We start from the raw sequence: 23,590 nt of genomic DNA on the forward strand, positions 1-23,590 counted from the left end.
GCGCCCGCTACCAGTCAACGGCAACACGGGAGCGCAGCGAAGGAGCGGGCAGCCAGATTGACGGGGACGGGCCACGCCGCAAAACCCCGACCTCACTGGCCACAAGGGAGAGACGGTCACCAGGGAAGGACCCAGACCCGAGATGCAATCGCCAATTACTGACAGATTGAGGGTGGGCAGATTCGGGATCGGATCAATGCCCACAGGTCAAGTGCGGCTTTGGATTCCCATACCTCAGGGACTGCCGCACCCGGCTCGATACAGCAACGCAAACCACAGACAACCAAAGGGTTTAAGCGGCGAGCAGCGCTCTTGTCTCAATAGTTCGGCTTGAGCGTGAGCAGTAATTCACGCGTCAATTCGGTGGGGGAGTTTGGTCCGAGCTTCTTCTGTGGCAAACTAGAGCATATGGCGAAAAGTTTGAATCAAAGGGTTCCCATTTGAAGCCTGGTCTGATTCCATGGAAGCCGGAGGTGCTTCATGGGAAAGGCTATTTCGTCAGATTTGCGGAAACGGATCGTGGGCGGGGTCGCGGCAGGTCATTCGCGTCGAGCGATGGCGGCGCGGTTTGAGGTAGCGCCCTCGACGGCGGTGCGGGTTCATAGTCGTTATCGGGCCACCGGATCCGTCGCGCCGGCCAGGCAGGGTCGGCCCGCGGGATCCGGCAAGCTGGGAGCGCATCGGCGCTCCATCATCGACAAAGTTCTGGCCAAGCCCGACATCACGATGCCGGATCTTGCTGCTTGGCTCGAAGCTCACCATGGCGTGACGATCGATCCGTCGAACCTGTCCAAGTTCCTGCGCAAGGAAGGCTTCACATATAAAAAAAGCGCTGCTGGCGTCGGAACAAGGACGCTGTGACGTCAAAGCAGCGCGGCGTGAGTGGTGTGACCGCCGCCAGCCCTTCATGCGCCGTCAACCGGCCCGATTGGTCTTCGTCGATGAAACGAGTGTCAAGACCAACATGACTCCGCTGCGCGGCAGAAGCCTGCGCGGTGAGCGTTTGCGGGCTGACGCACCGTTCGGCAAGTGGCGAACCCAAACGTTCGTGGCGGGCTTGAGATGCCATGAACTCGTTGCCCCATGGATCATCGAAGGCGCCATGGACGGCGCGGCTTTCGACATCTACGTGCGAACGCAAATGGCACCGTCTTTGGAACCTGGCGACGTTGTGGTCCTCGATAACCTCAACGTCCACAAGAGCCCAAGAGCCGCACAGGCCGTTGCTGAGCAAGGCGCCTGGTTCCTGTTCCTGCCGAAATATTCCAGACTTGAACCCGATCGAGATGGCGTTCGCCAAGCTTAAAACTCTCTTGCGCAAAGCCGCCGCGCGAACCTCGACGATCTCTGCCGGGCAGTCAGCAATATCTGCGATCTGTTCGAGCCCGAAGAATGTTGGAACTATCTCAAGGCTGCCGGATACGTTGCAATTTAATCGCCCGGTGCTCTAGCGGCCGTGACACCTTGACGAGTCCATGATGACCTCAGAACGTTTCTCCGAGTGCCTGCTGCATATCCGCTGGACGCCGGTCAACATTGCCTCGGCGCTGCAATGCGAGCTGTCATGGATTGAAGCCATGGAAGCCGGCAACGAAGAAATTTCCGATGGTCGGGCAACGTGGCTCGAGACACTGGCTCAAGCCCACGAGGCACTTCCTCCGCCGACAACCTACCGAGGCCGCAGAGCATAGGCGACAACAGTAGCGATTACGCGGCCCTCCTTGAGGACGTCGCAAGCGGATTGCTGATATCTAGCCCGCATCTCCAGATCATATTGCGACCTGATCATAGCAAATCATGCCACACCAACGCTGAGAACATCCATGGCAGCTTTTTGCTCTTTTAGGCCAAGCCCACCAAAAATATCAGCGAATTCGATGCGAGGCTGAACCAGATCAGGAAGGCCTTGCAGATTCCCTTCGATGTCGATTTTGGGAGGCCTCTTGTCTTTGACTTCATCGTAAGCCCTGGCGATGTCAAAGGTGACGACGGGTTTGCCGTCACGCGAGCGCTCTGCGGTAATGCGAGCGAAGCGGACGAAAACGTACTCACCAATGTTGCTGCGCGAGAACGTGTACTTGGTCATACTCATCCCCGCAACCGTACCCGCTCTCGCAGGCCAACTGACTGATGCCGCCAGAACTTGGAGCAGAGCGAGCAATGCATCGCGATCATAGCGCAGACGCATGACGTAGAGGGCGAAATACAATGCCGTCTCGCGATGCTCCTGGTTAGTGGAAGCTAAATCCGTCCTCACGGCACGGACGTACGCTGCTGTATCGAAGTCTTCCGATCTCAAGAAACCAAAATATTTGAGCAGGAGCTGGATTCCGGTTTGGGCATCGGCTGCTCCAGTCTCAGAACGGTAAGTGTAAATCTCTTCGAGAAAAAGCAGCGGGATATGTCCGCTGAAGCGCTGCATGCCTTTGTAAACGTATGCCAGGAAGTTCTGATACCCGGGGCTTTGCTTAAGGAACACCAGGATTTCCGGATTGATGTTCTTGAAGACCGACTGGACGGTGATCTGGTGGCTTTCAGCTTTCTCCAGCCGACCAGCCACAAAGAATTCGAGAAACGATCGATGCGAGAAGTAATAGTTCTCGCCGAACTTTCGCTCCAGAAAAGACCCAGTGAAAATCTCGCGATAGATCGCGTCGCGCTCAAAGACCTGATCGTCGAGGAGATCACGACCGATAATATATTCGGGGACGGCTTCCGCGATGAAATATAGCCTGCGTCCGTCGAACGTATCCCAGAGCCACCAGGCTATGCGTTCGATAATGTGCTGTCGCTTTTCGGAATCGATCTGCTTTCGGACAAGCTTCTCGCCCTCCCGCTCGCTGATCCTGGATGTGGCGATCGAGTAGAGGCCGTATGTTGAAAAGCTTTCGAGTTTTGCGTTCGGATCGGCGGCGATGTCGGCATAGATTTTGAGGTGTACCGGACGATAGATATCGCCGTTCGCCCGGATTTTTTCGAAATCCCCGACACGCTCTGAAATCCAGCGCTCTATCTCTTGAGGATCGGAGATGCCTGTCGGGAGTTTCTGCCGAAGATATCGGTCGAGGAAACTCGTGACCTCGTCGTCCGAAAACTGAGACAAGGAAAGCTCAAGGTATTCGGGAGCGTCAGGGACCTTCATCAACTGCTCCCCGACCAGGCGCGCTCCTCTTAAAATCCAGGCATGCTCGCTATCGGACAGGAACGCGTTCGGCCTGCCGGCAACCATGATCTTGGCCTTACCGTCCAGGAGTGAATGAATTTGCGAGAAATTGTATTTGAAATCGGTCCACGAAAGTGCGTGCTTCATCTCGTCGAACCCGTCGAAGATTACAACGAACTTTCCGGACCGGTTCAGCTTCTTGAACTTGGCGAAGGAATAATTCTTCGTATTGTGTCTGTCTGCCAAGGTTTTCGCGATTAGGCCGTCGATATCGGTTTGCGTGGCGATATCCGAGAGCCGCACGTAGATCGGCACCCGAGCCGACGGGTCATCCAGGTACTGATCCGCGAGGGTCCGGGTCAGGAATTTACAGTAAGACGTCTTTCCCATCCCATATCCACCGAGGATCGCAACGGGGGCGGTGTCCTCGCTGCGAACCCATTCGACGATCCGGTCGTGGAGCTTGCCGCCGTTTTCGACTGAAGGCTGCACATAATAATTTTCGAGACCTCCCTCGCTGAAGAGGTCTCCAACGTCGCGGCAATACCGGCGATATCCGAGGAGGCTTTCCTCGAACTCCTTCAATGAAAAACCTTCTAGGCCACGTCGTTTGTTAGCGTATTGCTTAGCTTCGGGCGAAAAATCGAGCCGTGTGATCACGAATATGCTCGTGATTTCGTTCTCTTCAATGAGCAGGGAATAGTCAGACCAGATCAAGTTCAATTCGGCCTGCGACAGGTTTTTGTCGAGGTTTTTGCATTCGATCGCGATCTTCTGCGGACGAAACTCGTCCTCGATTTCGAAGAGGACATCGACTTTCTTGGTACCTACACGGACCTCGCGGGCGACCCTGTGGCCTTCGGCCTCCAGCAGGTCAATCACTTGGTCACGCAATTCGTCCCCGATGGCGGTTGTCGAGCGCCTGACTTGCGGTTGGATAGTCATGCCGTTGTTTGCCATTGCTCGTTCCCCACTCCGGAATGTTTCTCGTCGCGTCTGACACATTTATTCCGTGATCGCCCACTTCCATACAAGCTTGGTCAGAAGGCGACGGGCAAGACCGAAGATGGTGCCTTCTCCAGTCTGTGCACCAATGCTGATCGTTATGGATTGATGGGGCCAGCCGCCTTAGAAAAGCAACTGTAAAGTGCGAGATAGATTTCCAATACAGCCATTTAGTCGACATTAAGCGACTGGCGCGACGACGATATTGGGTATCGCTCTCTCCCCGGGGGCGTTGCGGGCTCACCCGCAGAAGGGGTGGCATAAAACTGTCCCGACGGGTTGCAGCCAGGGGAAGGCCTTCCCCACACTCATCCACTTCAACAAATCACACCACCAACCACAGTCTGCGCCCGTACTCCCGCCAAGCGGCGCGCAAACCCGCCCTGCCCGCGAACCAGATGGGCGACCATCGGCAGGTGGCCCGATCCGATCCGCCAACAACCAGCCTTGTGCCAGTCTGTGCTCGGGAGACCGCCCCCTGCGGCGGCACACGACTTGCGGAAGGCTGGAGGCGGGTCAGGGTGCCACTTCCTGCCGATACCCATCGCCAGTAAGCGGAGCATGCGGGCGCAAAGCACAGGCGGGAGAGGTCGGACATGAAATGTCCGATTTCCCGCAAACGATCCCACGTGACCGACGAATGATGCCCGTTCCAACCGGAACGAAGCGGCATCATTTTTTAGGCACGCCGCTGGAAATTGCCGAGCGGCTGCGTTCACTATCCCGACAGATCAAGCGAACTGCGCGATCCATCTCACCCTGAGAGGGTGTGAATGTTTGGTGGCGGAGGCGGTTAGCTTGTGATTCTGTTGGTTCGTTGATTTGCTTTGGGGGATGATCGTGGGCGACGACCTGTTCGAAGGACTACCGGTGCATGGGGTGCGGCGAAGTGCTCGGGTGGCGGGCGGGGCGGCGCGCATGCGCGAGCCGGTGCGCGATCAGATCGAGTTGCGTGCTGTGGATATCGACAGCTTGATCGGACAGGACCACGCGGTGCGCGTCATTTGGAGCTATGTCGAGGGACTGGATCTGAGCGCGCTTGAAGATCGGATCAAGGCGCGGGCGCACAGGCCGGGCCATCCGCCGATTTCGCCACGGCTTTTGCTGGCGCTGTGGCTGTATGCCAGCAGTGACGGCGTCGGCAGCGCGCGGGCGCTGGACCGGCTGTGCAGGAGCCACGACGTCTATCGCTGGCTGTGCGGCGGCGTTTCGGTGAACTATCATACGCTGGCGGATTTCCGGATCGGCTGCGCCGATCTGCTCGACCGGCTGCTGGCCGAACATCTGGCGGCGCTTGCCGATGCCGGCCTCGTCGCTCTCGACCGTCTGGCGCAGGATGGCGTGCGGATACGAGCGAGCGCGGGGGCCGCCTCGTTCGGCCGCAAGGCGACGCTCGATCGGCATCTTTCAATTGCCGAGGCCGTTGTGGATCAGCTCAAGCACGAGGTTGATGCGCGTTCGGATGCCAGCAATCAGCGCATCAAGGCGGCCAGGCAACGAGCGGCGCGCGAGCGCGGCGCGCGGATCAGAGCAGCCCAGGCGGCTCTTGACGAGATCCAGCGCCAGCGCCAGGCCCGCGAGGAAAAGCGCGGCAATGGCAAAAAGCCGAAGGAGCCGCGCGCCTCCAGCACGGACGCACAGGCGCGGGTGATGAAGATGGCCGACGGCGGCTTCCGTCCGGGGTATAATGTGCAGGTGGCGAGCGTGGCCGCTGAGCAGCTCGTGGTCGGGCTCGAGGTGACCAATGTCGGCTCCGATCGCGGCCTCATGCGGCCGATGCTGGAGCGGTTGCGCGCGCTGAGCGGCCATCTGCCGCGGCGCTATCTCGCCGATGGCGGCTTTTGCAGCGCCGAAGACATCGAGTGGGCGCACGGCGAAGGGATTGAGGTCTTTTGTCCGCCCACGCAGTCCAAGCACGGAACCGATCCCTGCTTGCCGCGGCACGGCGACGGTCCGGGGGTGTCAGCCTGGCGAGCCCGCATGGCAAGCGAGACGGGCAAGGCGCAGTACAAATCCCGCTCGATCTGCGAATGCATCCATGCCCGCTGGCGTAACTGGAACCTACGACAATTGACGGTGCGCGGCATCGAAAAGGTCCGTGCCGTCGTGCTCTGCTACGCACTCACCAACAATATCTTGCAGGGCCATCGGCTCGCCAACGGCTAAACGAGCATAATCACCCAGGCGCCAGCAGCGACCGTCCGACCGCACCGCCCAATCGTCCGACGCTCGATGGCACCGGTCAACCGTCCGACGCTCGACGGCACCGGTCAACCAAGACAGGCCGGAAACGCCAAGATCCAAAAGCTTCACAAGCTCTGAGCTGGCTGCGCTGGTGGGCCGAGAAAATCGGCAAGCCGAACGTGGTCAGCCGCGACAACGCCGCCTATGGCGTGGCCGAGCGCGGCGAGGTCACGCGCAACCGCGCCCAAACCCTCGACCCGACAAAATTCCAGACCATCGAAAGCCCGCACATCCAGGCCTCGCTCCTGCTGCAGGTCACCTTCGGCCTGCGCCGTGAGGAAGCGATCAAGTTCCGGCCGCAGGTCGCCATGCGCGCTGACCAGATCACACTCCAAGGCAGCTGGACCAAAGGTGGCCGCCCGCGAACAGTGCCCATCACCACGCTGGAGCAACGCCACGCGCTGCAGCACGTCACCACCCTCGTCAAGGGGCAGGGCTCGCTGATCCCTGCCGAGCTCACCTATATCGAGCAGCTCAAACGCTATGAGTACGAGACCTACAAGGCAGGCCTCCGAAACACCCACGGGTTCCGCCACGCCTATGCCCAGCGCCGCTACCAGACCCTCACCGGGCTCCCCTGCCCGCTGGCCGGCGGCAAAGCCTGGAAGGAGATGACCGCCAAGGAACGCGACGCGGAGGAACGTGGGGCGCCAGATATAATGGAACTGTTCCTGGTCCAGCCAGTCCTCCAGCGCGTGGGCGGCATCGGTTTCCGACAGGTCGAATGGTAGCTCCTGCACGACGCGGTATTGGCGGTGGCCCTGGAAGGCCACCTCGTCGATGGCGGCGGCAACGGCTGCCGGGTTGAAGATCTTGTCGGCGTACTTGGTCCTGACACTGGTGGCCATCAGGAAATTGCCTTCGGAACGCGCCTCAAGATCACCGATACCTATTTGGGGAGGGCCTTCCAATGAGACGACGCCCTGCGGCTGGCCAGAAAACCGTGCAACGCATCGCCTATTCTGCTCAATGCGTACACATTGGGCGATGCGTAAGTGCGCTGTACGCATCATACAAGGATGCGTTGATTTTCTTCAAGATCAACAACAACGGTAAATGAAAAACGACCGCCCCTGCTGATGGCGGGCCTCGCAGCGCTCAGTCAGCAGTTCGGGCGGACCTCGATGAGCTTTACGGCGGGCGGGACGCAGAAGGTTTCGGTGCCGCGCATCATCGCTCATTGCGGTTCACGATGCGGTGGAGCGAGATTCTTAGCGATTAGCCTGTGGATAAATGCCCGTCAAAGCAGCAACTCCTGTGAAACAGCTAAGATTGATCAACCCAGAGACGAGATATGGTGTATGAAAATGCAAACAAATCAGTGAAATTACTGTTCAGGTATTGGGAGAAGGTCGAAATGGCAGATAAAAAAGTTGTCTTCGTAGCTTTTGCTATCGAAGACGAGCGAATCCGCGACATGATCAAAGGACAGTCACTCTACACCAACTCTCCCTTTGAATATATCGATATGTCCGTCAAAGAAGCATACGATTCAGATTGGAAGACAAAAGTTAAAGCCCGTATTCAGCGTTCGCACGGTGTACTCGCCATCATCAGCAAGAACTCTCTGTCTTCGACAGGCCAGAAGTGGGAGATCGCGTGCGCCAAAGAACTCGGTGTGCCTGTTCGCGGTATCTGGGCATACAAGGAAGACCGTGCCAACGTCGCCGGCGTCAACGCTATGGTCTGGACGTGGGATAACATCTCCAACTGGATTAACGGCCTCTAAGGTTTTCCAATGCGCAAGGCACTCATTGTTGGCATCGATCACTACGAACATATCTCGCCGCTAAACGGCTGCGTAAATGACGCGCACTCGGTTCGCGCGGCTTTGGAGCGGAACGCGGACGGCACAACAAACTTCAAGACGCCGAAGCTAATTACAGGTACCGGTCCCGCCGATATCGTCGAACGCGCCGAACTTAAAGAAGCGGTTCGTGCGCTGTTTACCGATCAAGCTGAGATTGCGCTCTTCTATTTCGCCGGCCACGGGTACATTGAGGACACTGGTGGGTTTCTCTGTGCGGGAGACTGCAAAACCGGCGATGACGGGCTTTCGCTCAATGAAGTGATGACTATTGCCGCGGCGTCACCCGCAATCAATAAGGTCATTATTCTCGACAGCTGCCATAGTGGCATTGTTGGCGAGCGCCCGGTAATGAAGGGCTTTTCGGAAATCCCCACTGGGATGACTATCCTAACAGCGTCGACCGCAGAGCAGTACGCTCTGGAGACTGGCGGCCCAAATCCAGGCGGCGTCTTCACAAGTCTGCTGGTCGACGCCTTAAGTGGCGCTGCAGCGAACCTTGTTGGCGACGTGACACCTGGCAGTGTCTACGCGCATATCGACCAATCACTTGGTCCTTGGGCCGGGCAGAGACCCCTATTCAAGACCAACGTACAAACGTTCGTCTCATTGAAGAGGGCCGACGCTCCAATACCATTGACCGACCTGCAGCAGTTAGCGTCGCTCTTTCCGACACAGGATTACGAGTTTCCGCTCGATCCCGCGTATGAGCCCGAGCGGAGTGCCGAGCAGAAGGACGATCCGACGATCCCGCCACCAGATCCGGCGAAGACTGCTGTCTTCGCCACTCTGCAGAAATTCGTAAAGGTAAATCTGGTTCGGCCCGTCAATGCTCCTCACATGTGGCACGCCGCTATGCAAAGCAAAAGCTGTGAGCTGACTGTGCTCGGTGAGCACTACCGGAAGCTCGTTGAAGCGGGGATGATTTAGCCGTGGCCGCCGACGAGATCTTGGACGGCTTGCTTGATGAGCTGGCAGCGATCGAACATGACCGCTGGGCTCATTGGCAGCGATATGTCCATGACAAAAGTCAAAAGCAGTCCGACGGGTCCCTGCTTATCCCAGCAGAGCTTGTTGCTCGGTGGGAAAAGCAGATCGAAACCCCGTTCGCCCTCCTCTCCGATAAAGAAAAAGACAGTGACCGTAAACAGGTTCAGAAATACCTGCCCTTATTGAAAGCCGCCCTTCGCGAGTGACGTGCTTGCTCGGCGCCCTGCAAATCAATGACAAACAACGAGATGCCGGCTAGACTGCCCGCAATGACCTCACATCCCGAATACCACCTCTTCCTCGACGATACCGGCAGCCGGGATCCCGATCATGAACTTCCCGAGCAACGCAAGGACAGCATGGACTGCTTCGGCCTAGGCGGCTTCCTGATCAAGCAGGAAGACCTTCACGAGCTGAAGGCGCGGCACGTCGCGTTCTGCGCGGAGCACGGCATCACCTACCCGCTTCACTCGCACAAGATCCGGGGTGGGCGCGGGGACTTCGGATGGCTGAAGAACCCCGAAAAGGCGCGCATCTTTTTCCCAGAGCTGGATGCCTTCATTCTGTCATTGCCGGTGGTCGGGATTGCGGCCGTCATCGACCGGCCGGGATATGTCCTGCGCTATCGCGAGAAGTACAATGAACGGCTTTGGCTTATGTGCAAGACGGCGTACTCGATCCTCATCGAGCGCGCGGCGAAGTTCGCCGACAGCCAGGGCCGCACCCTACGCGTCTTTTTCGAGGAGAGTGGCAAACACGAAGATCGCGATCTGATTGCCTACGCCAGAGCGCTGAAGGCCGGAGGCATGCCGTTCGCCGGCGAGGGTGCTGCCGCTTACGGGTCTCTCCCCCCGGAGGAATTTCGGCGGATTGTCATGGGGGAGCCCAAGCGCCGGACCAAGGAGGCGTCAATGCTGCAGGTCGCAGACCTAATGCTGTACCCTATGGCAAAGGGCGGCTATGACCCGAGCTACAAGCCCTATGTCGATTTGATGAAGGCAGGTAAGCTTATCGATGCGCACCTCCCCTTGGAGGACCGGCCGAACCTAGGCATCAAATACAGCTGCTTCAAATGAAAAAAGGTCCTTTCGGACCTTAATTCGTTTCGGCCAGCGCCTAGCGCTGACCCCGGAGCGTTGCTCTAATTAAAATCTAGTACACGTAGAACTGTTTTACAAGTTCTTTTGCAAAACCACCGCTTTGCGCCTCCACTCTCTAGCGCAACTGGGATTGCTCATGACGAGAATGCTGGCTGACATTCACGCTGCAGGTCCCTACGCCCTAATCAGCTATAGCAGCCCTCGTCCGCCGCCGCACATTAATCGCCTTGGCATCGAGGGTGTTCTTCAGATGCACGGCATAGTGCTTCTCGATCATCTCGACGCTGGTGCGGCAGTTCTTGGCGATCTGATAGATATCAGCGCCTTCCAACAGCCGCAGGCAGATGTAGGTGTGCCGGAGGCTATAGGCCGAGCGCCTGTTGCCCTCACGGTCGAATTTCAGATCACAGGCCGCCAGCGCCCGGTTGAACTGCTTCTTGTGATCCTGGGGGAAGACGAGATCGGTCGGCTTGGGATTGTTGCGCTTCACCAGCCGCTCAAAGGGATGCACCGCGCCCGTGGTGCTTTTGCAGTAGCCGACGCCACGTTTGCCTCGCACCTCGATCAAAAGGATCCGTTCGCCACCCTCCGCATCCTCTTCGAAGGTCACGTCCCGATATTCTAACCGGTTGGCCTCGTCCGGCCGTAGGCCTGTATTGGCCATGAAGAGGACGTAGTCGTGTAGCTGTGCCACGGCATGTTCGTAGCTTTCGCCGATAACCGAGGCCACCCGTCCACGGGTATAGGTATAGAGCCGCTTGTACTCTTCGGGCGAGAACCATGCGCGGTGGCTGATTTTGCTGGAGGCGCGATACGGGGCGGAAAAGTCGGGCAGATGGCTGATCCAGCCGTGCCGCAGGGCGGTTTTCGTGACCTGCCGGAGTGTCACTGTTTCATGATGCAGGGTGCTGCGTGTCGGCACCTTGCCGGTCGTCGGATGCGGCTGGAGCCGCATGACCCGGTATTCCTGCACCTTGCCCGCCGTCAGCGCGCTAAGGCCGATGTTGCCGAAGTAGGGCAGCAAATGGTTGTCCAGGCGCGCCTCATGGTCCTTCACGTAGCGCGGATTACGCTCGCCATTGGTGAGTGGCTCATATTCGCGAACGAACTGCTTGGCCGCATCAGCAAAGGTTCTTTCCTGCTTAAGCTGGCCCGCCCGGCTTTTCCCCTTGAGCTCGAAATACCAGTCTTCCGCAACCTCTTTCGCCTGGGAGAGGCTGTCAGTCTTGGTGCTGACCCGCCACTCCTTCCCATCGATATAGGTGGCGCACTGCCAGACGGAGCTGTTGGGTCGGCGATAGACGCGGACCTTGTCACCGAGCACTTTGTGGGAGTCCATTTCAGCCCTCAAAACTGTGCGAGAAGTGTGTGAGGGCATTTTAGCTGATCTTCCGCCAACTTCAAGGCCGCAAGCCATTGAAATTGTTGGTGAGAGCGTCGGGGTTCGAACCCGAGACCTACTGATTAAAAGGCCGAGCGTCCGCTTGGACTAATGAATCCTGCGCCTATTTTTCGCGATAGGTCGACGGAAAAAATGATGTCCTGGTCGACGAGCACATTGAACTTGTAGCCCGGCCGGATTTCGATCGTCGGTTGTACATTCAGGTTCTTCGCGATGGTCTGCTCAGCGACGCGGCCGAATGATTCCGCGAAGTTGCGGCGGGCCGCATCTGATGCAGTTTCCTGTGTCGCCAGCGTCGAGCTTTGCGGCATCGACATATCAATGCCGGTTCCGATCAGCGCGACGAGGGCTGCCGAACTCCATGTGCGCCAGAGATGGCGATCGACCTTCTCCTTGAAGCCGCCGTATCCTTCCGCGTCCGTGCCGGCCATGCCGCCGATCTGCAGGGTCGATCCGTTCGGGAAAATGAGGTCGGTCCAGACGACTAGCACGCGCTCTTGGCCAAACGAGACCTTGGAATCGTAACGACCGAAGAGTTTAGCCCCCTGTGGGATTAGGAGGCGATACCCCGTGGCGCTGTCATAGACATTCTGGCTGACTTGCGCGGTGATCCGCCCCGGCAGGTCGGAGTTGAGGCCGGTGATCAAGGTGGCCGGAATGACCGAGCCACGCTTCAGCTCGTAGGCCGACATCTGTGGCACGACCCGGTTTGGAAGATAGCCAAGGTCCTTGATATCCTGATTGAAGAAATCCTCCTTCGAGGTCTGGCCGTTTTGGTCGACGTTCTGCCCCGTCAGACCGGATTTCATGGCGGCGGCGTATAGATCTGAGGCATTGGTTGCCGTTGCCGTGGTATTTTGACCCGCATTGATGGAGTTCTTCGCGTCTTTCTCGACGTCGGAGATATCGACCTTCAACGGTGACTCGTAGGCCGTTGCCCTAGCCTGCAGCCGGGCCATGCGTTGCCGCTGGGCCTCGCGGATATATTGCTCGTCCTGCTCACGCTTCAGCCGGGCCTTCCATTCCTCCTCTGGTTCCAACCGCTGGCGCCGCTCGTCCCGCTCCGTCGGCCGGCGGTCGGCAACAGTCGTCTCTTTCTCGATCTTCTGTTCAACCGTGGGCGTCGGCTGAAACGTCTGACGTTCGACGGGCTCGCCGATTATGCCATCCGTGACGCCGCGCTTGAGCTGGTCCCCGTAGTTCGTCGCCGTCGTATTCGACGCATTGTCGATATCGTTGTTGCGGTTAAATGGGAGCCCTCGCCACGACAGACCAATCACGACGACGCCGACGAACAGCGCGATGATGACGGCGGCGACGATGATCGGCAGCCGATTGAGACGACGCATGCCTGTCTGATCGCCGCCCTGATTGGAGGCGCCAAGCTGAAGAGATTGCACCATATCAGTCTCCTTCAGTTGCGCTGCATGATGGAGAGCGGGCTTACCGGCACAGCACCCGCTGCCGTTGAGGTATAGGCCCGGCCAAGGGCTATGGAAGGCGTCGAAAGCCGTGCAAGCACCTGACCATCGACGCCATCGATCGAATAAGCGAGCTCGACCGGCTTCACATCCTTGCCGACTTTGCCGTCGGTGATGACCGCATAGCCCCAGCCCTTCAACGCTGCCTCGAGCGCGGTCGCAAAGTCCGACGAGTCTTTGTCCATCTTGATGGTCGTCGTGGCCACCGGACCGATCTGTTCGGCGAGGCGGCTTGCCATGTCGCCGGCAATGGCACTTGCGACGGCACCGGTGATGGCGACGGGGGAGGAACTGGTGGACAATCCATCCTCGGGCGTTTGGCAGCCGGATAGGAGCGAAGCGATGATGATACAGACGAGTAGCCCGCGCATGGTCAGCCTCCCCGCCGGATGGTGATCTTCTGCTGCCGCCAGCCGACGCCGGACACAAGGATCGCCTTGTCGATCGCATAGTCGACGGTCATCATGTCGTTCCTCATGCGGTAGTTGACGATGCGATTCTGACCACCGGACACGACGAACAGGACCGGCGCGTCCTGGCCGGAGATCGACTTCGGGAACTGGATGTAAGTCTTCACTCCATCCGAATAGACCCGTTTCGGCTTCCATGAAGCGCCGCCGCTGATTGAGTAGGAGAAGTTAAGCTTGTCCGGGGCCATGCCGGGAACGCCGCCGGTCTCGAGCCGTGCGTTGATATCGGCGAGCTTGGTCGACGTATCCTCGGGATATTCGAAACCGACGCGCGCCATATACTGGCTGGGATGAGACCGGAGCTGAATGTGATAGGTTCGCCGTGAGGTGGTGACCACCATCGAGGTGACGAGGCCGGGCTCCGACGGTTTGACGATCAGATGGATGGCCTGTCCGCCTGTGGCGCCCGAGGTCGCGGGCTCGACCTTCCAGCGCACGGTGTCGCCGACAAGGACGTCGCGAACAATCTCGCCACCTTGGAGTTCGATGTCGCAGACTTGCAGCGGCGAGCAGACCACAGACGGTTGGGTCTCGCCGAACAGAAAGATCACCTTTCCGTCCGGTCCGGTGGTGACCAGTCCAGGCGTGCCTCGCCACATCCTGGAGATATTCGTGCCCTTCACCTCATTCGGCGTCAAGCTTTGCGCTTGCGCGCTGGACATGAAGGCGAGTCCCGCCATGCAGCCGACGGCCGCGATCAATCCTGTTTTTTGCATTGAGAAATCCCCTGCCCCTAAAGCTGTGCTGTCCAGTCAAAATCCCGGACATAAAGACCGATCGGGTTAAGGCGGATGATCGCCTCATCCTGTGGCGCGGTCAGCGCGACCGTCGCGATGCCGCGGAACCGGCGCGTACCGGTTTCCTTGCCCTTCCGGTCCCGCTCGTATTCCGTCCAATCGATTTGATAGGTCTGGTTCGAGAGTGCCACGATGTTGTTGACCTCGATGGCGACCGTCGAAGACTTCGCCTTCTCGAAAGGTGAATTGGTCCGAAACCAGGTGTTGATCTTTTCCGTCGACGGATCGGACGTCCGAAGAAGCGCATAGGTTCGATCGATATATTGTTTCTGCACCACCGCGTCGGGCGTGATCGAGCGGAAGCTGGTGACGAAATTGCCGAGCGTTGCGCGCACCACGCGCACATCGGCATATTCGATCTGTTGAGGGAAGCCGGATGTCACGGCGGTTCCAAGCTTGTCGACTTCGACGATGTAGGGCACGAGCTTGACCTGGGTGCTGAGATACATCGCATAGCCGAAGCCGATCACGGCCATGGTCAGGCCCAGTATGCCGACAATGCGCCAGGCCGCGGCCGCCTGCACATAGGATCCATATCGTTCCGTCCATTCCTGGCGTGCGGCAAGATAGGGGTTTTCGGGGGCGCCATTCGCTGCCATCGATCCATTACTTTCTGGTTGTTGCTAGGCTTTATGTTCGGGAGGTGGCTTTGGCCCGCTATGACCGCTGTGGGCCTCGTCGAGCTTGGCATTGGCGAGCCCGAGGATCGATCCGGCATAGGCGCCGGGAGAGCCGATCGCCTTGTCCTTCGCGGCAGAGCCCGCAGCACTCCCGGCGGATCCGATCCCCGCGCCAAAGCCTCGAAGGGCGGCACCAGCGAGTGACGAGCCGGCTGCTCGTGCGGACTGACCGGCCGTAAAACCCGCTCGCGCGGCGCCGGCGGCGAGGAAGCCAGCCCCGGCGGCAAAAGACGCCGCTTGCCCGCCGTGGCGGATCGCTTCCATTCCTCCAGAAACCGATGCGCCCTGGACAACGCCCTGGATGATGTTCGGCACGTACATGGCAATGATGAAGACCACGACGGAAATACCGGCGATGGCCAAGGTGGTGACAAACTGGTCGGAGGATGCGGTCGGCGCATTGGCCAGACCCAAGAGGACCTGCGATCCAATCTTGGCGATCATCACCAAGGCCATGAGCTTCATGCCGACGCCGAAGGCATAAACTAGGTATCGAATGGCAAAGTCTTTCGTGAAGGACGAACCACCCAGCCCGAGCATGATCATGCCGGCGAGCAAGCCGACATACATTTCGACCATGACCGACACGAAAATCGCCGCGACAAGCGAGAAGCAAATGACAACGATGCCCATGGCAAGAACGGCGGCAATCGCGAGCGCATTGTCTTCGAACACCCCGAACTGCGCCTGCTGCGACATTTGTGAGGCGACGCGGATGCCGGCATCGAACACTTCTGCGGGAGAAGCTGAACCACCGCCGGCGCCAATCTGGAAAAGGCTGTCGACCACGGCTCGCGCAAAGGTCGGACCTTGGGTCAGAACGAATGCGAAGAACCCGATGAACATGATCCGCCGAACCAGTTCGGCGAACCAGCTGTCCAGCGAGGCTGACTGGATCGCCAGCCAGACGGCTGCAATGCCGATCTCGATCGTTGCGAGAATCCAGAATAGGGATTTCGCCGCCTCCATGATGGTGGTCTCCCACCCCTTCGCAGCGGACGAGACCTGGTTTTCCAGTTCTGTGAGGACCTGTCCCTCCTGCGCGAATGCCGGAACAGCATAGGCGAGGAAAAAGAGACCTGTAATCAGCAAAGAACGCGCAACAGTCACCTTCACCATCTCGGGCGCATCTCCCGACCTTCCTTGATCGGCGGTAGCTCCTTGTCGGAGCCGAAGAATTTTTCCCGGACGGCGCGCTGCTCATCGGTGAGCGCAGGTTTTCCGCCGTCGCTGGAATTGACGATCAGCACTGTCGTTGCAGACGATGCAGCGGCGACAGCCAACAGCAAGGCAATCAGGACAGGGCGGCTCACCATCGCGGTTCCATTTTCTGGCCTTCCGGAACGCTCTTGATCTCGGCGTTGAAGAACTTTTCCCGCCGCGCCTGCGCCAGGTCCTTGTCGGTCTGTTCCGTCTGAAGCCAGGTTCCCATCATCGTCATCTGTTGGGAGACCAGACCGCGAAGCTTCTGCATTTGTGCGACCTGTTGCGCTGCGATCTCGTGTCCGACCTGCAGAGCCTTCATCTGCCCGTCAGTTGTTTCGGACATCGACCGCAGCGAGGACATCGTATCTTCCTCGCTGTCGAACTGGTCGGCGGTGAGGCTCGCCGCTTTCAGCGAACTGGCGATGGTGTCGCGGTTAGTGTTCGACCAGGACTGATAGGTCGACGAGAACGTCGCGTTGTCCGGCAAATTCGTCTTGAGATCGGCATAACTCTGAAACCGCTGCTGAAGAACATCGTCGGCGTTCCCCATCGAAAAGGCGATGCCCTGTCCCTGGTCGACGACACTGCGCAGCTGGTTGAGGTCGCTTTCGACCTGCCCCCAGATATGATCAGGAAGCTGCGCCGTGTTTTGCAGCATGTTCTCGTAGATCTTCAGCTGGTTCTGGATCTGCTCTGCAAGCTGGCTGATCTGGGTCAACTGATTGTCGACCTGGATGCCGGAGCTTTTCATGAGATCCACGAGCTGCGCATTGTTGGCGAGCTGCGTCCATTCCGTCGCGGCGCCGGTGGCTGTACCGGCATGCACTGAGCCCGCGGCTCCGATCGTGAGCGTCGCGGACGCAAGGCAAGCAAACCATCTATTCGTACTTGAGTAGCGATGTGGCATCGTGAACTCCTCTCGTTTCAAGCCAGTGGATCGGCCAGTCGTCGCCATATTCGGATTTCAATGCGCGGATGCGCTTGAGGTCCTCCTTGCCGGATGCGCCGACAAAGCTCAGTGCGACTGGCCCAAGCGACATGTCGAAGAGCCGCCGGCCTTCCGGCGTGGCGACATAATATTCGCGCTTTGGAATAGAGCTTGAGACGATCTCGATCTGCCGTTCGTTGAACCCCAGCCGCTCATAAAATTCCCGCGTTCCCGGCTCTCGAGCGGCGCCATTCGGAAGGCAAATCTTGGTGGGGCAGGATTCCTTCAGCACGTCGACAATCCCCGACCGCTCGGCATCCGAGATCGATTGGGTCGCAAGAACGACGGCGCAATTCGCCTTGCGCAGCACCTTGAGCCATTCGCGGATCTTGTCGCGGAATACAGGGTGGCCGAGCATCAGCCACGCCTCGTCGAGGACGATCAAGCTCGGCGACCCATCCAAACGCTTTTCGATCCGGCGGAACAGGTAGGTCAGCACTGGCACGAGATTGCGCTCGCCCATATTCATCAGCTGCTCGATCTCGAAAGTCTGGAAGGCGCCGAGTGTGAGGCCGTCCTCCTCCGCATCGAGGAGTTGGCCCATCGGGCCATCGACGGTGTAGTGATGCAGTGCGTCCTTGATCTCGCGCAGTTGCACGCCGCTGACGAAATCCGAGAGCGACCGACCAGAGGCGCTCGCCATCAGTCCGACCTGGCGAGAGACAGCGTTGCGATGGTCGGGGGTGATCGTCACGCCCTGCAGACCGACCAACATCTCGATCCACTCTGTCGCCCAAGCCCGGTCGGCGTCACTTTTGAGATCGGAGAGCGGGCAGAAGGCCAGAGCCCGCCCCTCTTCCGCATGGTCGCCGCCGATCTCATAGTGATCGCCACCGGCTGCAAGCGTCAGGGGCAGAAGTGAACTGCCTTTGTCAAAGGCGAAGATCTGCGCATTTTCGTACCGGCGAAACTGCGCGGCGATAAGAGCGAGAAGCGTCGACTTGCCCGAACCGGTCGGACCGAAGATCAGTGTGTGGCCGACATCATCCACGTGCAGGTTCAGACGGAACGCCGTCGATCCGCTCGCAACCTGCATCAAGGGCGGTGAATTCGGCGGGTAGAAAGGGCATGGCGCCGCTGGGTTGCCTGACCAAACCGAATTCAGGGGGATGAGGTCGGCGAGATTGCTGGTGTTGATCAGCGGCTCACGGATGTTGCAATACCAATTACCCGGCAAGCTGCCGAGATAGGCATCGGTGGCGTTCAGCGTTTCGATGCGCGCGCCGAAACCTTCCGCCTGGATCAGCCGCCGGATCGCTTCGGCCTTTTCCTGCAGTGCTTCGCGATCGCTGTCGAACAGCACGACGACCGGTGTGTAATAGCCATAGGCAACCAGCTGCGACGAGGCCTGCGCGATGGCATCCTCGGTCTCGACCACCATGGTCATCGCGTCCTGGTCGACGGATCGACTTTGTGTCTGGAATATCTGGTCGAAGAACGGCCGGACCTTCTGCTGCCATTTCTTGCGCGTGCGTTCGAGCTTTTGCCGGGCCTCCTCGGCATCAAGGAAAATGAAGCGCGATGACCATCGATAGGTCAGCGGCATCAGGTCTAGGCTGTTGAGAATACCGGGCCAGCTCTCGGCCGGCAGACCGTCGATCGCGACGACGCCGAGGAAACGGCTTTCGACCTTTGGCGTCAGTCCGTGCTCAAGCTCCGCGGTGGCGATCCAGTCGAGATACATGGGAACGTCGGGGAGCCGGATTGGATGGCTTTCCCCGGTCGTGCAGAACCGAGCGAACTGCAGCAACTCGTCGTATCGGGAAATTCGCTCCCCTCCCCTTTCGACCGTTTCGCGGGTTTCCATTCGCCGGATCGAAAGTGTGTTGGCAAAATACTGCTCAAGCTCGCGCACTGCGTTCTTGAACACGAAGAGCACCGTGTCCGCGTAAGACTTCTTCCGGCTTTCCTCATCCGAATAGATGTATTTGCTGAGAGCGGTCTTTTTGGACTCGAGGGGCCGGTACGTCAGGATCAGCGCATGCTTGCTCTCGAAATGCCCCTGCTCGCGCGCGAAATGCGCCCGCCGCTCGGCGTCGATCGCGCGGGTCACCGGGTCGGGGAAATGGCAACGATCCTCCGATGGATAGTCGACTGTCGGAATGCGGATGGCTTCGACCTGGATCATCCACCCGCTTCCGAGCCGCGACAGAACGGCATTAATCTGCCTCGACAGCTCGTTGCGCTCGAGGTCGGTCGCGCTTTCGGAGTCCGGGCCAGCGAAGTACCAGCCGGCCATCAGGCTTCCGTCTTTCAACAGGAGGACACCATTGTCGACGAGGCCGGCGTAGGGAACGAGATCAGCGAAAGATGGGCCTGCGGCTCGGAAGCGTTTGAGAGCTACCATGACCGCCTCCTCAATACCGACGCCACGGCGAAGTGGTCGCCTTGTAGTAGGGCTTGTAGGATATGTGCCTGATGTAGACCTGCCGTATATGCGGGTCGGACTTCGCCATCATCCGGAGAAGCCCGACGATTACGATCCACACGGCGACACCGAAAAGCGCCGAATAGATCGTGAGGACGACGAAGATCAGGATCACGGCTGCAAGACCGGTGATCAGGACCAGCTCCCGGTCGGCGCCCATGAGTAGGTTCGGGCGGGAGAGCGCGCGATGGATGCGGTTACGCCGCAGGCCGGACAGGGACTCAGCCATGATCTCCCTCCCCTCCTCCGTTCGAGCCAATTGACGTGATCTGCTCGTCGGTCAGCCCGATCGAAGCGCCGGTCGCACCGAAAAGGCCGACGATGTTGGTGGCGCCGAGCAGGATGCCGGCGACAAGAACGACGTACACAAGTCGCCGCGCGAAATCGTTGAGCTCGCCGCCGAAGATGAGCATGCCGCCGGCAATGGCCACGGCTGCAAGCGCGATCGCACCCGCGACCGGGCCGGTGATCGACTCCTGGATCTGCTGCAGCGGCCCTTCCCATGGAAGACTACCGCCGGAGCTGGCCAGCGCCGGCGCGACCGAGGCAAGAATGATGGGTGCCGCCCAGAGCGCGGCGGCGATGAGGGCATGCTTACGCGACATGGCGTGCCTCCTGTTCTTCGGTGAGCTGATCGGATTCGATCTCGTACTGTCCGTTGATGAACCGCTCGACTTGGATGATGTCGCGAACAAGCCGGCCGCGCGGCGTCCGCTCGATCGAGATGACCAGGTCGACGGCCTCTCCGATCACCTCGTGCATCGGCTGCTGGCTTGCTTCGGCAGTCAGTTGCTCGAGACGACGAAGCGCCGACATCGCCGTATTGGAGTGGATCGTGCCCACCCCGCCCGGATGGCCGGTGTTCCATGCCTTGAGTAGCGTCAGTGCCGCACCGTCGCGGACTTCGCCGACCACAATCCTGTCGGGGCGCAGGCGCATCGTGCTCTTCAGCAGTCGCGTCATATCGATTGTATCGCTCGTATGGAGAAGAACGGCATTCTCGGCTGCGCATTGAATTTCGGCGGTGTCTTCAAGGATGACGAGGCGGTCGTCCGGCGCCGACTTGACGATTTCGTTGATGACCGCATTGGCGAGCGTCGTCTTGCCGGAACCGGTTCCTCCGGAAATGATGATGTTGAGCCGAGCCGAAATCGCGCTGCGGATGGTCGAAGCCTGCTGTTCAGTCATGACCCCGGAGCGCACATAGTCCTCGAGGGGGATCAGGCGAGAGGCACGACGGCGAATGGTGAACGCCGGCCGGGAAACGACGGGCGGCAACAGACCCTCGAAGCGGTGACCACCGATCGGCAGTTCGCCGGAAATGATCGGCTGCTCGGTATCGACCTCGCATTGGAGCGCATGCGCCACGGTGCCGATGACCACTTCCGCGCTGGCCGCCGACATCTCACCGGCCGCCACCAAACCGTGGCCGAGCCGTTCGATGAACAATTTTCCATCCGGATTGAGCATGATCTCAACCACAGTCGAGTCGTCCAGCGCGACACACAACTGATCGCCGAGCGCCTCCTGGAGTTTGCGGACAAGTCGAGGGTGAGAGCGAAGCTGGTTCACGGCTTTCTCCTTTAGGCTGCCTGGCCCAGACGGCCGGCAAATTGAGAACGGTAGCTGGCGGGATGGAGCTTCTGGAAAATCCTCGGGTTGGCCGCCAGGGTGCCCGCCACGGCCATGGTCACGCCAATCTTCTTGGGTTCGGCGAGCCGCTGCAGCGGCCAGCCAACACGACCCAGAATACGTTCGAAACGGAGGTCTGTGGCCGTGACGATCTCGGTGATGCCGTTGACCAGGCACCACTCAATGATTCCCGCAAACATGGAAAGCGTCGCCTCGTGCACCGAGCCCGCTCCCCTGCCCTCCTCCAATCGCGTATCGACGCAGAAGCGGGAGCTCTCGATCATGGCGAGGTGCGCATTCAGCCGACCATCCGGAAGGAGGGATGGAAAGACGCCCGTCAGCATTGTCGGGCCAAGCGCCGGCAGCAGCCTCGCGCAACCGGTCACGTCGCCACTATTGGATAGCGCGACGATGCAGGTCGGATCGAGAGCGTCAAAGGGGTCCGACTCTCGGCCGTCCACGACGTTGACGTCCCAGCCCAGGCGATTGGCAAAAATGCGCGCACGTAGCTGAAAATGCTGATCGAGAAGTCGGGCTTCGTGGATATTTCGCGGTTTGGTGATCGCGAGAACCTGCATGAATCTCTCCGTCGTCTTTGGTCGGCGGGGAAATCAGCACAGATCGGAATCGAGCGGTAGTTGTAGGATCTTACAAGGCCTGAAGAGTGAGTCGCGGTCCGCCTGGGTTTCCGGTGAACCATTTTGCATGCGATTCTGGCGTTCAGCCTGTCCTGCCCCTTGTAGGATTCACAGTAAAACAAAGCCTGAACTCGGATCCTTGTGCTCATTGTAACTTGTTGGAAACAAAGGAAGAGGTGAATGAAGTCGCATTATTGACCGTCTCCGCGTTAACCCTTTATTAACTTTAAATCCCTTGCGGCGTCGTTAGAATCGGGAGATAGTTGCGGAAATCGTGGCTATGGGGCCATTTTTTCGAAATTGTTCTTACCTCGGAAATAATTTGCAAAATGAGCCATCCGCAGCCCAACCGCTTTGATGTCGAGATTGCACAGCAAGGAGCGAAGATTTCAAGCGCTTTGCATATGCTTCGCAGTCAACAGTATCCTCCCGATGCCCGCAAGGGATTGCGCAAGTTCCAGCTAGGAGAAGTCGCAGACTTCATCGGCGTCACTCAGAGCCATCTTCGACAAATTCATTCGGAGGGCAAGGGGCCCGAGATCGAGTCGGTCAGTGGACGGCGCTACTATACGGCCGACCAGATGTTGGAGCTTCGAGACTACCTTGAGGCCAACAAAAAATCTGAAAAGAGATACTACGTTCCCAGGCGTCGGGAAGGCGAGCCGATGCAGGTCCTATCCGTCGTGAACTTCAAGGGGGGAAGCGGAAAGACAACGACGGCCGCGCACCTCGCACAATATCTCGCCCTCACCGGCCATCGCGTACTGGCGGTCGACCTAGACCCCCAGGCATCGCTTACGTCCCTGTTCGGAATCCAGCCTGAACTCGATGATACGGCCTCCCTGTACGAGGCGCTTCGTTTTGATAACGAGCGGAAGTCGATCGCGGAAGTTATTCAGCCAACCAATATTCCTGGCCTGGACGTGGTCCCTGCAAATCTGGTTCTTCAGGAATATGAGTATGATGTGCCCCTGGCAATCTCCTCCAAAAAGGGAGAGGACGGCCGGTTGTTTTACATGCGCATTGTCAACGCACTGAAGCAGGTAGACGACAGGTACGACGTGGTCGTCATCGATTGCCCGCCACAACTGGGCTACCTGACCATCACGGCACTGATGGCCTCGACAGGCATTCTGATCACTATCCATCCCCAGATGCTGGACATCATGTCGATGAGCCAATTCCTGATGATGTTGGGCGGCATCATGGGCCCGGTTGCAGAGGCCGGCGCCGAGATGCGTGTTCAATGGTTCCGCTATCTCGTTACTCGCTTCGAGCCGACGGACATCCCGCAGGCGCAGATGGTCGGTTTCATGCAGTCTATGTTTGCTCAGCAGATGCTTAAAAACCATGTGCTCAAGTCGACGGCCATTTCAGACGCTTCGATCAAGAAGCAAACGCTCTACGAAGTCGAGCGTGGCAGTTTTGTCCGATCAACCTATGACCGTGCGATGGAAAGTCTAAATGCCGCCAATGGCGAAATCTTGGAACTGATCCACAATGCCTGGGGACGGAAATGACTAGTTTGTCAGCCGTTTTTTTCCTCAGTTTAAATCGTA

General features: G+C 58.8%; 23 protein-coding genes and 1 pseudogene. 10 read left to right on the forward strand and 14 right to left on the reverse strand.

Translation table 11 applies throughout. The features are described from left to right. Positions 1 to 480: 480 nt before the first annotated feature. Together V8P77_RS12840 and V8P77_RS12845 are read left to right on the forward strand one after the other, a co-directional pair. Positions 481 to 1,435 (forward strand): annotated as a pseudogene (locus tag V8P77_RS12840) (IS630 family transposase). Positions 1,436 to 1,478: 43 nt separating this feature from the next. Further along, the gene (locus tag V8P77_RS12845) at positions 1,479 to 1,691 is read left to right on the forward strand and encodes a hypothetical protein (RefSeq protein ID WP_264396609.1); all 213 of its coding nucleotides are present in this window, start codon (positions 1,479 to 1,481) and stop codon (positions 1,689 to 1,691) included. A 104-nt stretch (positions 1,692 to 1,795) separates the two neighbouring features. Here the strand turns inward: V8P77_RS12845 and V8P77_RS12850 are convergent, their stop codons facing one another. Continuing rightward, on the reverse strand, positions 1,796 to 4,123 hold the full coding sequence (locus tag V8P77_RS12850) for an NACHT domain-containing protein (RefSeq protein ID WP_264396608.1): 2,328 nt from the start codon (positions 4,121 to 4,123) through the stop codon (positions 1,796 to 1,798). A gap of 879 nt (positions 4,124 to 5,002) precedes the next feature. Between V8P77_RS12850 and V8P77_RS12855 the strand changes: the two genes are divergently transcribed. The 7 genes from V8P77_RS12855 to V8P77_RS12885 all read left to right on the forward strand — a co-directional run bounded on the left by V8P77_RS12855 (position 5,003) and on the right by V8P77_RS12885 (position 10,285). Beyond that, a complete protein-coding gene (locus V8P77_RS12855; RefSeq protein ID WP_264396607.1) occupies positions 5,003 to 6,334 on the forward strand; it encodes an IS1182 family transposase in 1,332 nt (443 codons plus the stop codon). 197 nt (positions 6,335 to 6,531) lie between these two features. Further along, positions 6,532 to 7,143, forward strand: coding sequence for an integrase domain-containing protein (locus V8P77_RS12860; protein WP_264396606.1), 612 nt, complete (start codon positions 6,532 to 6,534; stop codon positions 7,141 to 7,143). 18 nt (positions 7,144 to 7,161) lie between these two features. Next, entirely contained in the window at positions 7,162 to 7,326 is a 165-nt protein-coding gene (locus tag V8P77_RS12865) for a hypothetical protein (protein WP_264396605.1), read from the forward strand. A gap of 443 nt (positions 7,327 to 7,769) precedes the next feature. After that, positions 7,770 to 8,141, forward strand: coding sequence for a hypothetical protein (locus tag V8P77_RS12870; RefSeq protein WP_264396604.1), 372 nt, complete (start codon positions 7,770 to 7,772; stop codon positions 8,139 to 8,141). 9 nt (positions 8,142 to 8,150) lie between these two features. Beyond that, positions 8,151 to 9,149, forward strand: a complete 999-nt coding sequence (locus V8P77_RS12875; protein ID WP_264396603.1) for a caspase family protein — start codon at positions 8,151 to 8,153, stop codon at positions 9,147 to 9,149. A gap of 2 nt (positions 9,150 to 9,151) precedes the next feature. After that, a complete protein-coding gene (locus tag V8P77_RS12880; RefSeq protein ID WP_264396602.1) occupies positions 9,152 to 9,415 on the forward strand; it encodes a hypothetical protein in 264 nt (87 codons plus the stop codon). A gap of 63 nt (positions 9,416 to 9,478) precedes the next feature. Further along, entirely contained in the window at positions 9,479 to 10,285 is an 807-nt protein-coding gene (locus V8P77_RS12885) for a DUF3800 domain-containing protein (protein ID WP_264396601.1), read from the forward strand. 205 nt (positions 10,286 to 10,490) lie between these two features. On the opposite strand, the gene V8P77_RS12890 is transcribed toward V8P77_RS12885, so the two are convergent. The 13 genes from V8P77_RS12890 to traI form a co-directional block, all read right to left on the reverse strand. Continuing rightward, positions 10,491 to 11,648 carry a tyrosine-type recombinase/integrase gene (locus V8P77_RS12890; RefSeq protein WP_264396600.1) on the reverse strand — a complete coding sequence of 386 codons (1,158 nt, stop codon included), beginning with the start codon at positions 11,646 to 11,648 and terminating at the stop codon, positions 10,491 to 10,493. A gap of 125 nt (positions 11,649 to 11,773) precedes the next feature. Then, complete coding sequence (gene trbI, locus V8P77_RS12895; protein ID WP_264396599.1) at positions 11,774 to 13,114, reverse strand: IncP-type conjugal transfer protein TrbI; 1,341 nt, start codon at positions 13,112 to 13,114, stop codon at positions 11,774 to 11,776. 11 nt (positions 13,115 to 13,125) lie between these two features. Then, positions 13,126 to 13,563 carry a conjugal transfer protein TrbH gene (trbH, locus tag V8P77_RS12900; RefSeq protein ID WP_264396598.1) on the reverse strand — a complete coding sequence of 146 codons (438 nt, stop codon included), beginning with the start codon at positions 13,561 to 13,563 and terminating at the stop codon, positions 13,126 to 13,128. 2 nt (positions 13,564 to 13,565) lie between these two features. Further along, positions 13,566 to 14,378, reverse strand: coding sequence for a P-type conjugative transfer protein TrbG (gene trbG, locus V8P77_RS12905; protein WP_264396597.1), 813 nt, complete (start codon positions 14,376 to 14,378; stop codon positions 13,566 to 13,568). Positions 14,379 to 14,395: 17 nt separating this feature from the next. Beyond that, positions 14,396 to 15,058 carry a conjugal transfer protein TrbF gene (locus tag V8P77_RS12910; protein WP_264396596.1) on the reverse strand — a complete coding sequence of 221 codons (663 nt, stop codon included), beginning with the start codon at positions 15,056 to 15,058 and terminating at the stop codon, positions 14,396 to 14,398. 24 nt (positions 15,059 to 15,082) lie between these two features. Further along, positions 15,083 to 16,258, reverse strand: a complete 1,176-nt coding sequence (trbL, locus tag V8P77_RS12915; RefSeq protein ID WP_264396595.1) for a P-type conjugative transfer protein TrbL — start codon at positions 16,256 to 16,258, stop codon at positions 15,083 to 15,085. After that, positions 16,252 to 16,452 carry an entry exclusion protein TrbK gene (trbK, locus tag V8P77_RS12920; protein WP_264396594.1) on the reverse strand — a complete coding sequence of 67 codons (201 nt, stop codon included), beginning with the start codon at positions 16,450 to 16,452 and terminating at the stop codon, positions 16,252 to 16,254. The genes trbL and trbK overlap by 7 nt, the downstream gene beginning before the upstream one ends. Continuing rightward, complete coding sequence (gene trbJ, locus V8P77_RS12925; RefSeq protein WP_264396593.1) at positions 16,449 to 17,252, reverse strand: P-type conjugative transfer protein TrbJ; 804 nt, start codon at positions 17,250 to 17,252, stop codon at positions 16,449 to 16,451. Before trbJ ends, trbK begins: the two co-directional genes overlap by 4 nt. After that, complete coding sequence (locus V8P77_RS12930) at positions 17,224 to 19,680, reverse strand: conjugal transfer protein TrbE (RefSeq protein WP_264396592.1); 2,457 nt, start codon at positions 19,678 to 19,680, stop codon at positions 17,224 to 17,226. The genes trbJ and V8P77_RS12930 overlap by 29 nt, the downstream gene beginning before the upstream one ends. A gap of 10 nt (positions 19,681 to 19,690) precedes the next feature. Next, complete coding sequence (locus V8P77_RS12935; protein WP_264396591.1) at positions 19,691 to 19,990, reverse strand: conjugal transfer protein TrbD; 300 nt, start codon at positions 19,988 to 19,990, stop codon at positions 19,691 to 19,693. Continuing rightward, complete coding sequence (locus V8P77_RS12940; RefSeq protein ID WP_168279984.1) at positions 19,983 to 20,366, reverse strand: TrbC/VirB2 family protein; 384 nt, start codon at positions 20,364 to 20,366, stop codon at positions 19,983 to 19,985. Before V8P77_RS12940 ends, V8P77_RS12935 begins: the two co-directional genes overlap by 8 nt. Beyond that, positions 20,356 to 21,333 (reverse strand): P-type conjugative transfer ATPase TrbB, encoded by a 978-nt coding sequence (gene trbB / locus V8P77_RS12945; protein WP_264396590.1) that lies wholly within the window; start codon positions 21,331 to 21,333, stop codon positions 20,356 to 20,358. The genes V8P77_RS12940 and trbB overlap by 11 nt, the downstream gene beginning before the upstream one ends. Before the next feature lie 11 nt (positions 21,334 to 21,344). Then, complete coding sequence (gene traI, locus V8P77_RS12950) at positions 21,345 to 21,971, reverse strand: acyl-homoserine-lactone synthase (protein WP_264396589.1); 627 nt, start codon at positions 21,969 to 21,971, stop codon at positions 21,345 to 21,347. A gap of 389 nt (positions 21,972 to 22,360) precedes the next feature. Between traI and repA the strand changes: the two genes are divergently transcribed. Further along, on the forward strand, positions 22,361 to 23,551 hold the full coding sequence (gene repA, locus V8P77_RS12955; RefSeq protein ID WP_264396588.1) for a plasmid partitioning protein RepA: 1,191 nt from the start codon (positions 22,361 to 22,363) through the stop codon (positions 23,549 to 23,551). Positions 23,552 to 23,590 lie beyond the last annotated feature (39 nt).

The sequence above is a fragment of the Rhizobium aouanii genome (assembly GCF_037002925.1).
In the GTDB taxonomy this organism is placed as follows: Bacteria; Pseudomonadota; Alphaproteobacteria; order Rhizobiales; family Rhizobiaceae; genus Rhizobium; species Rhizobium aouanii.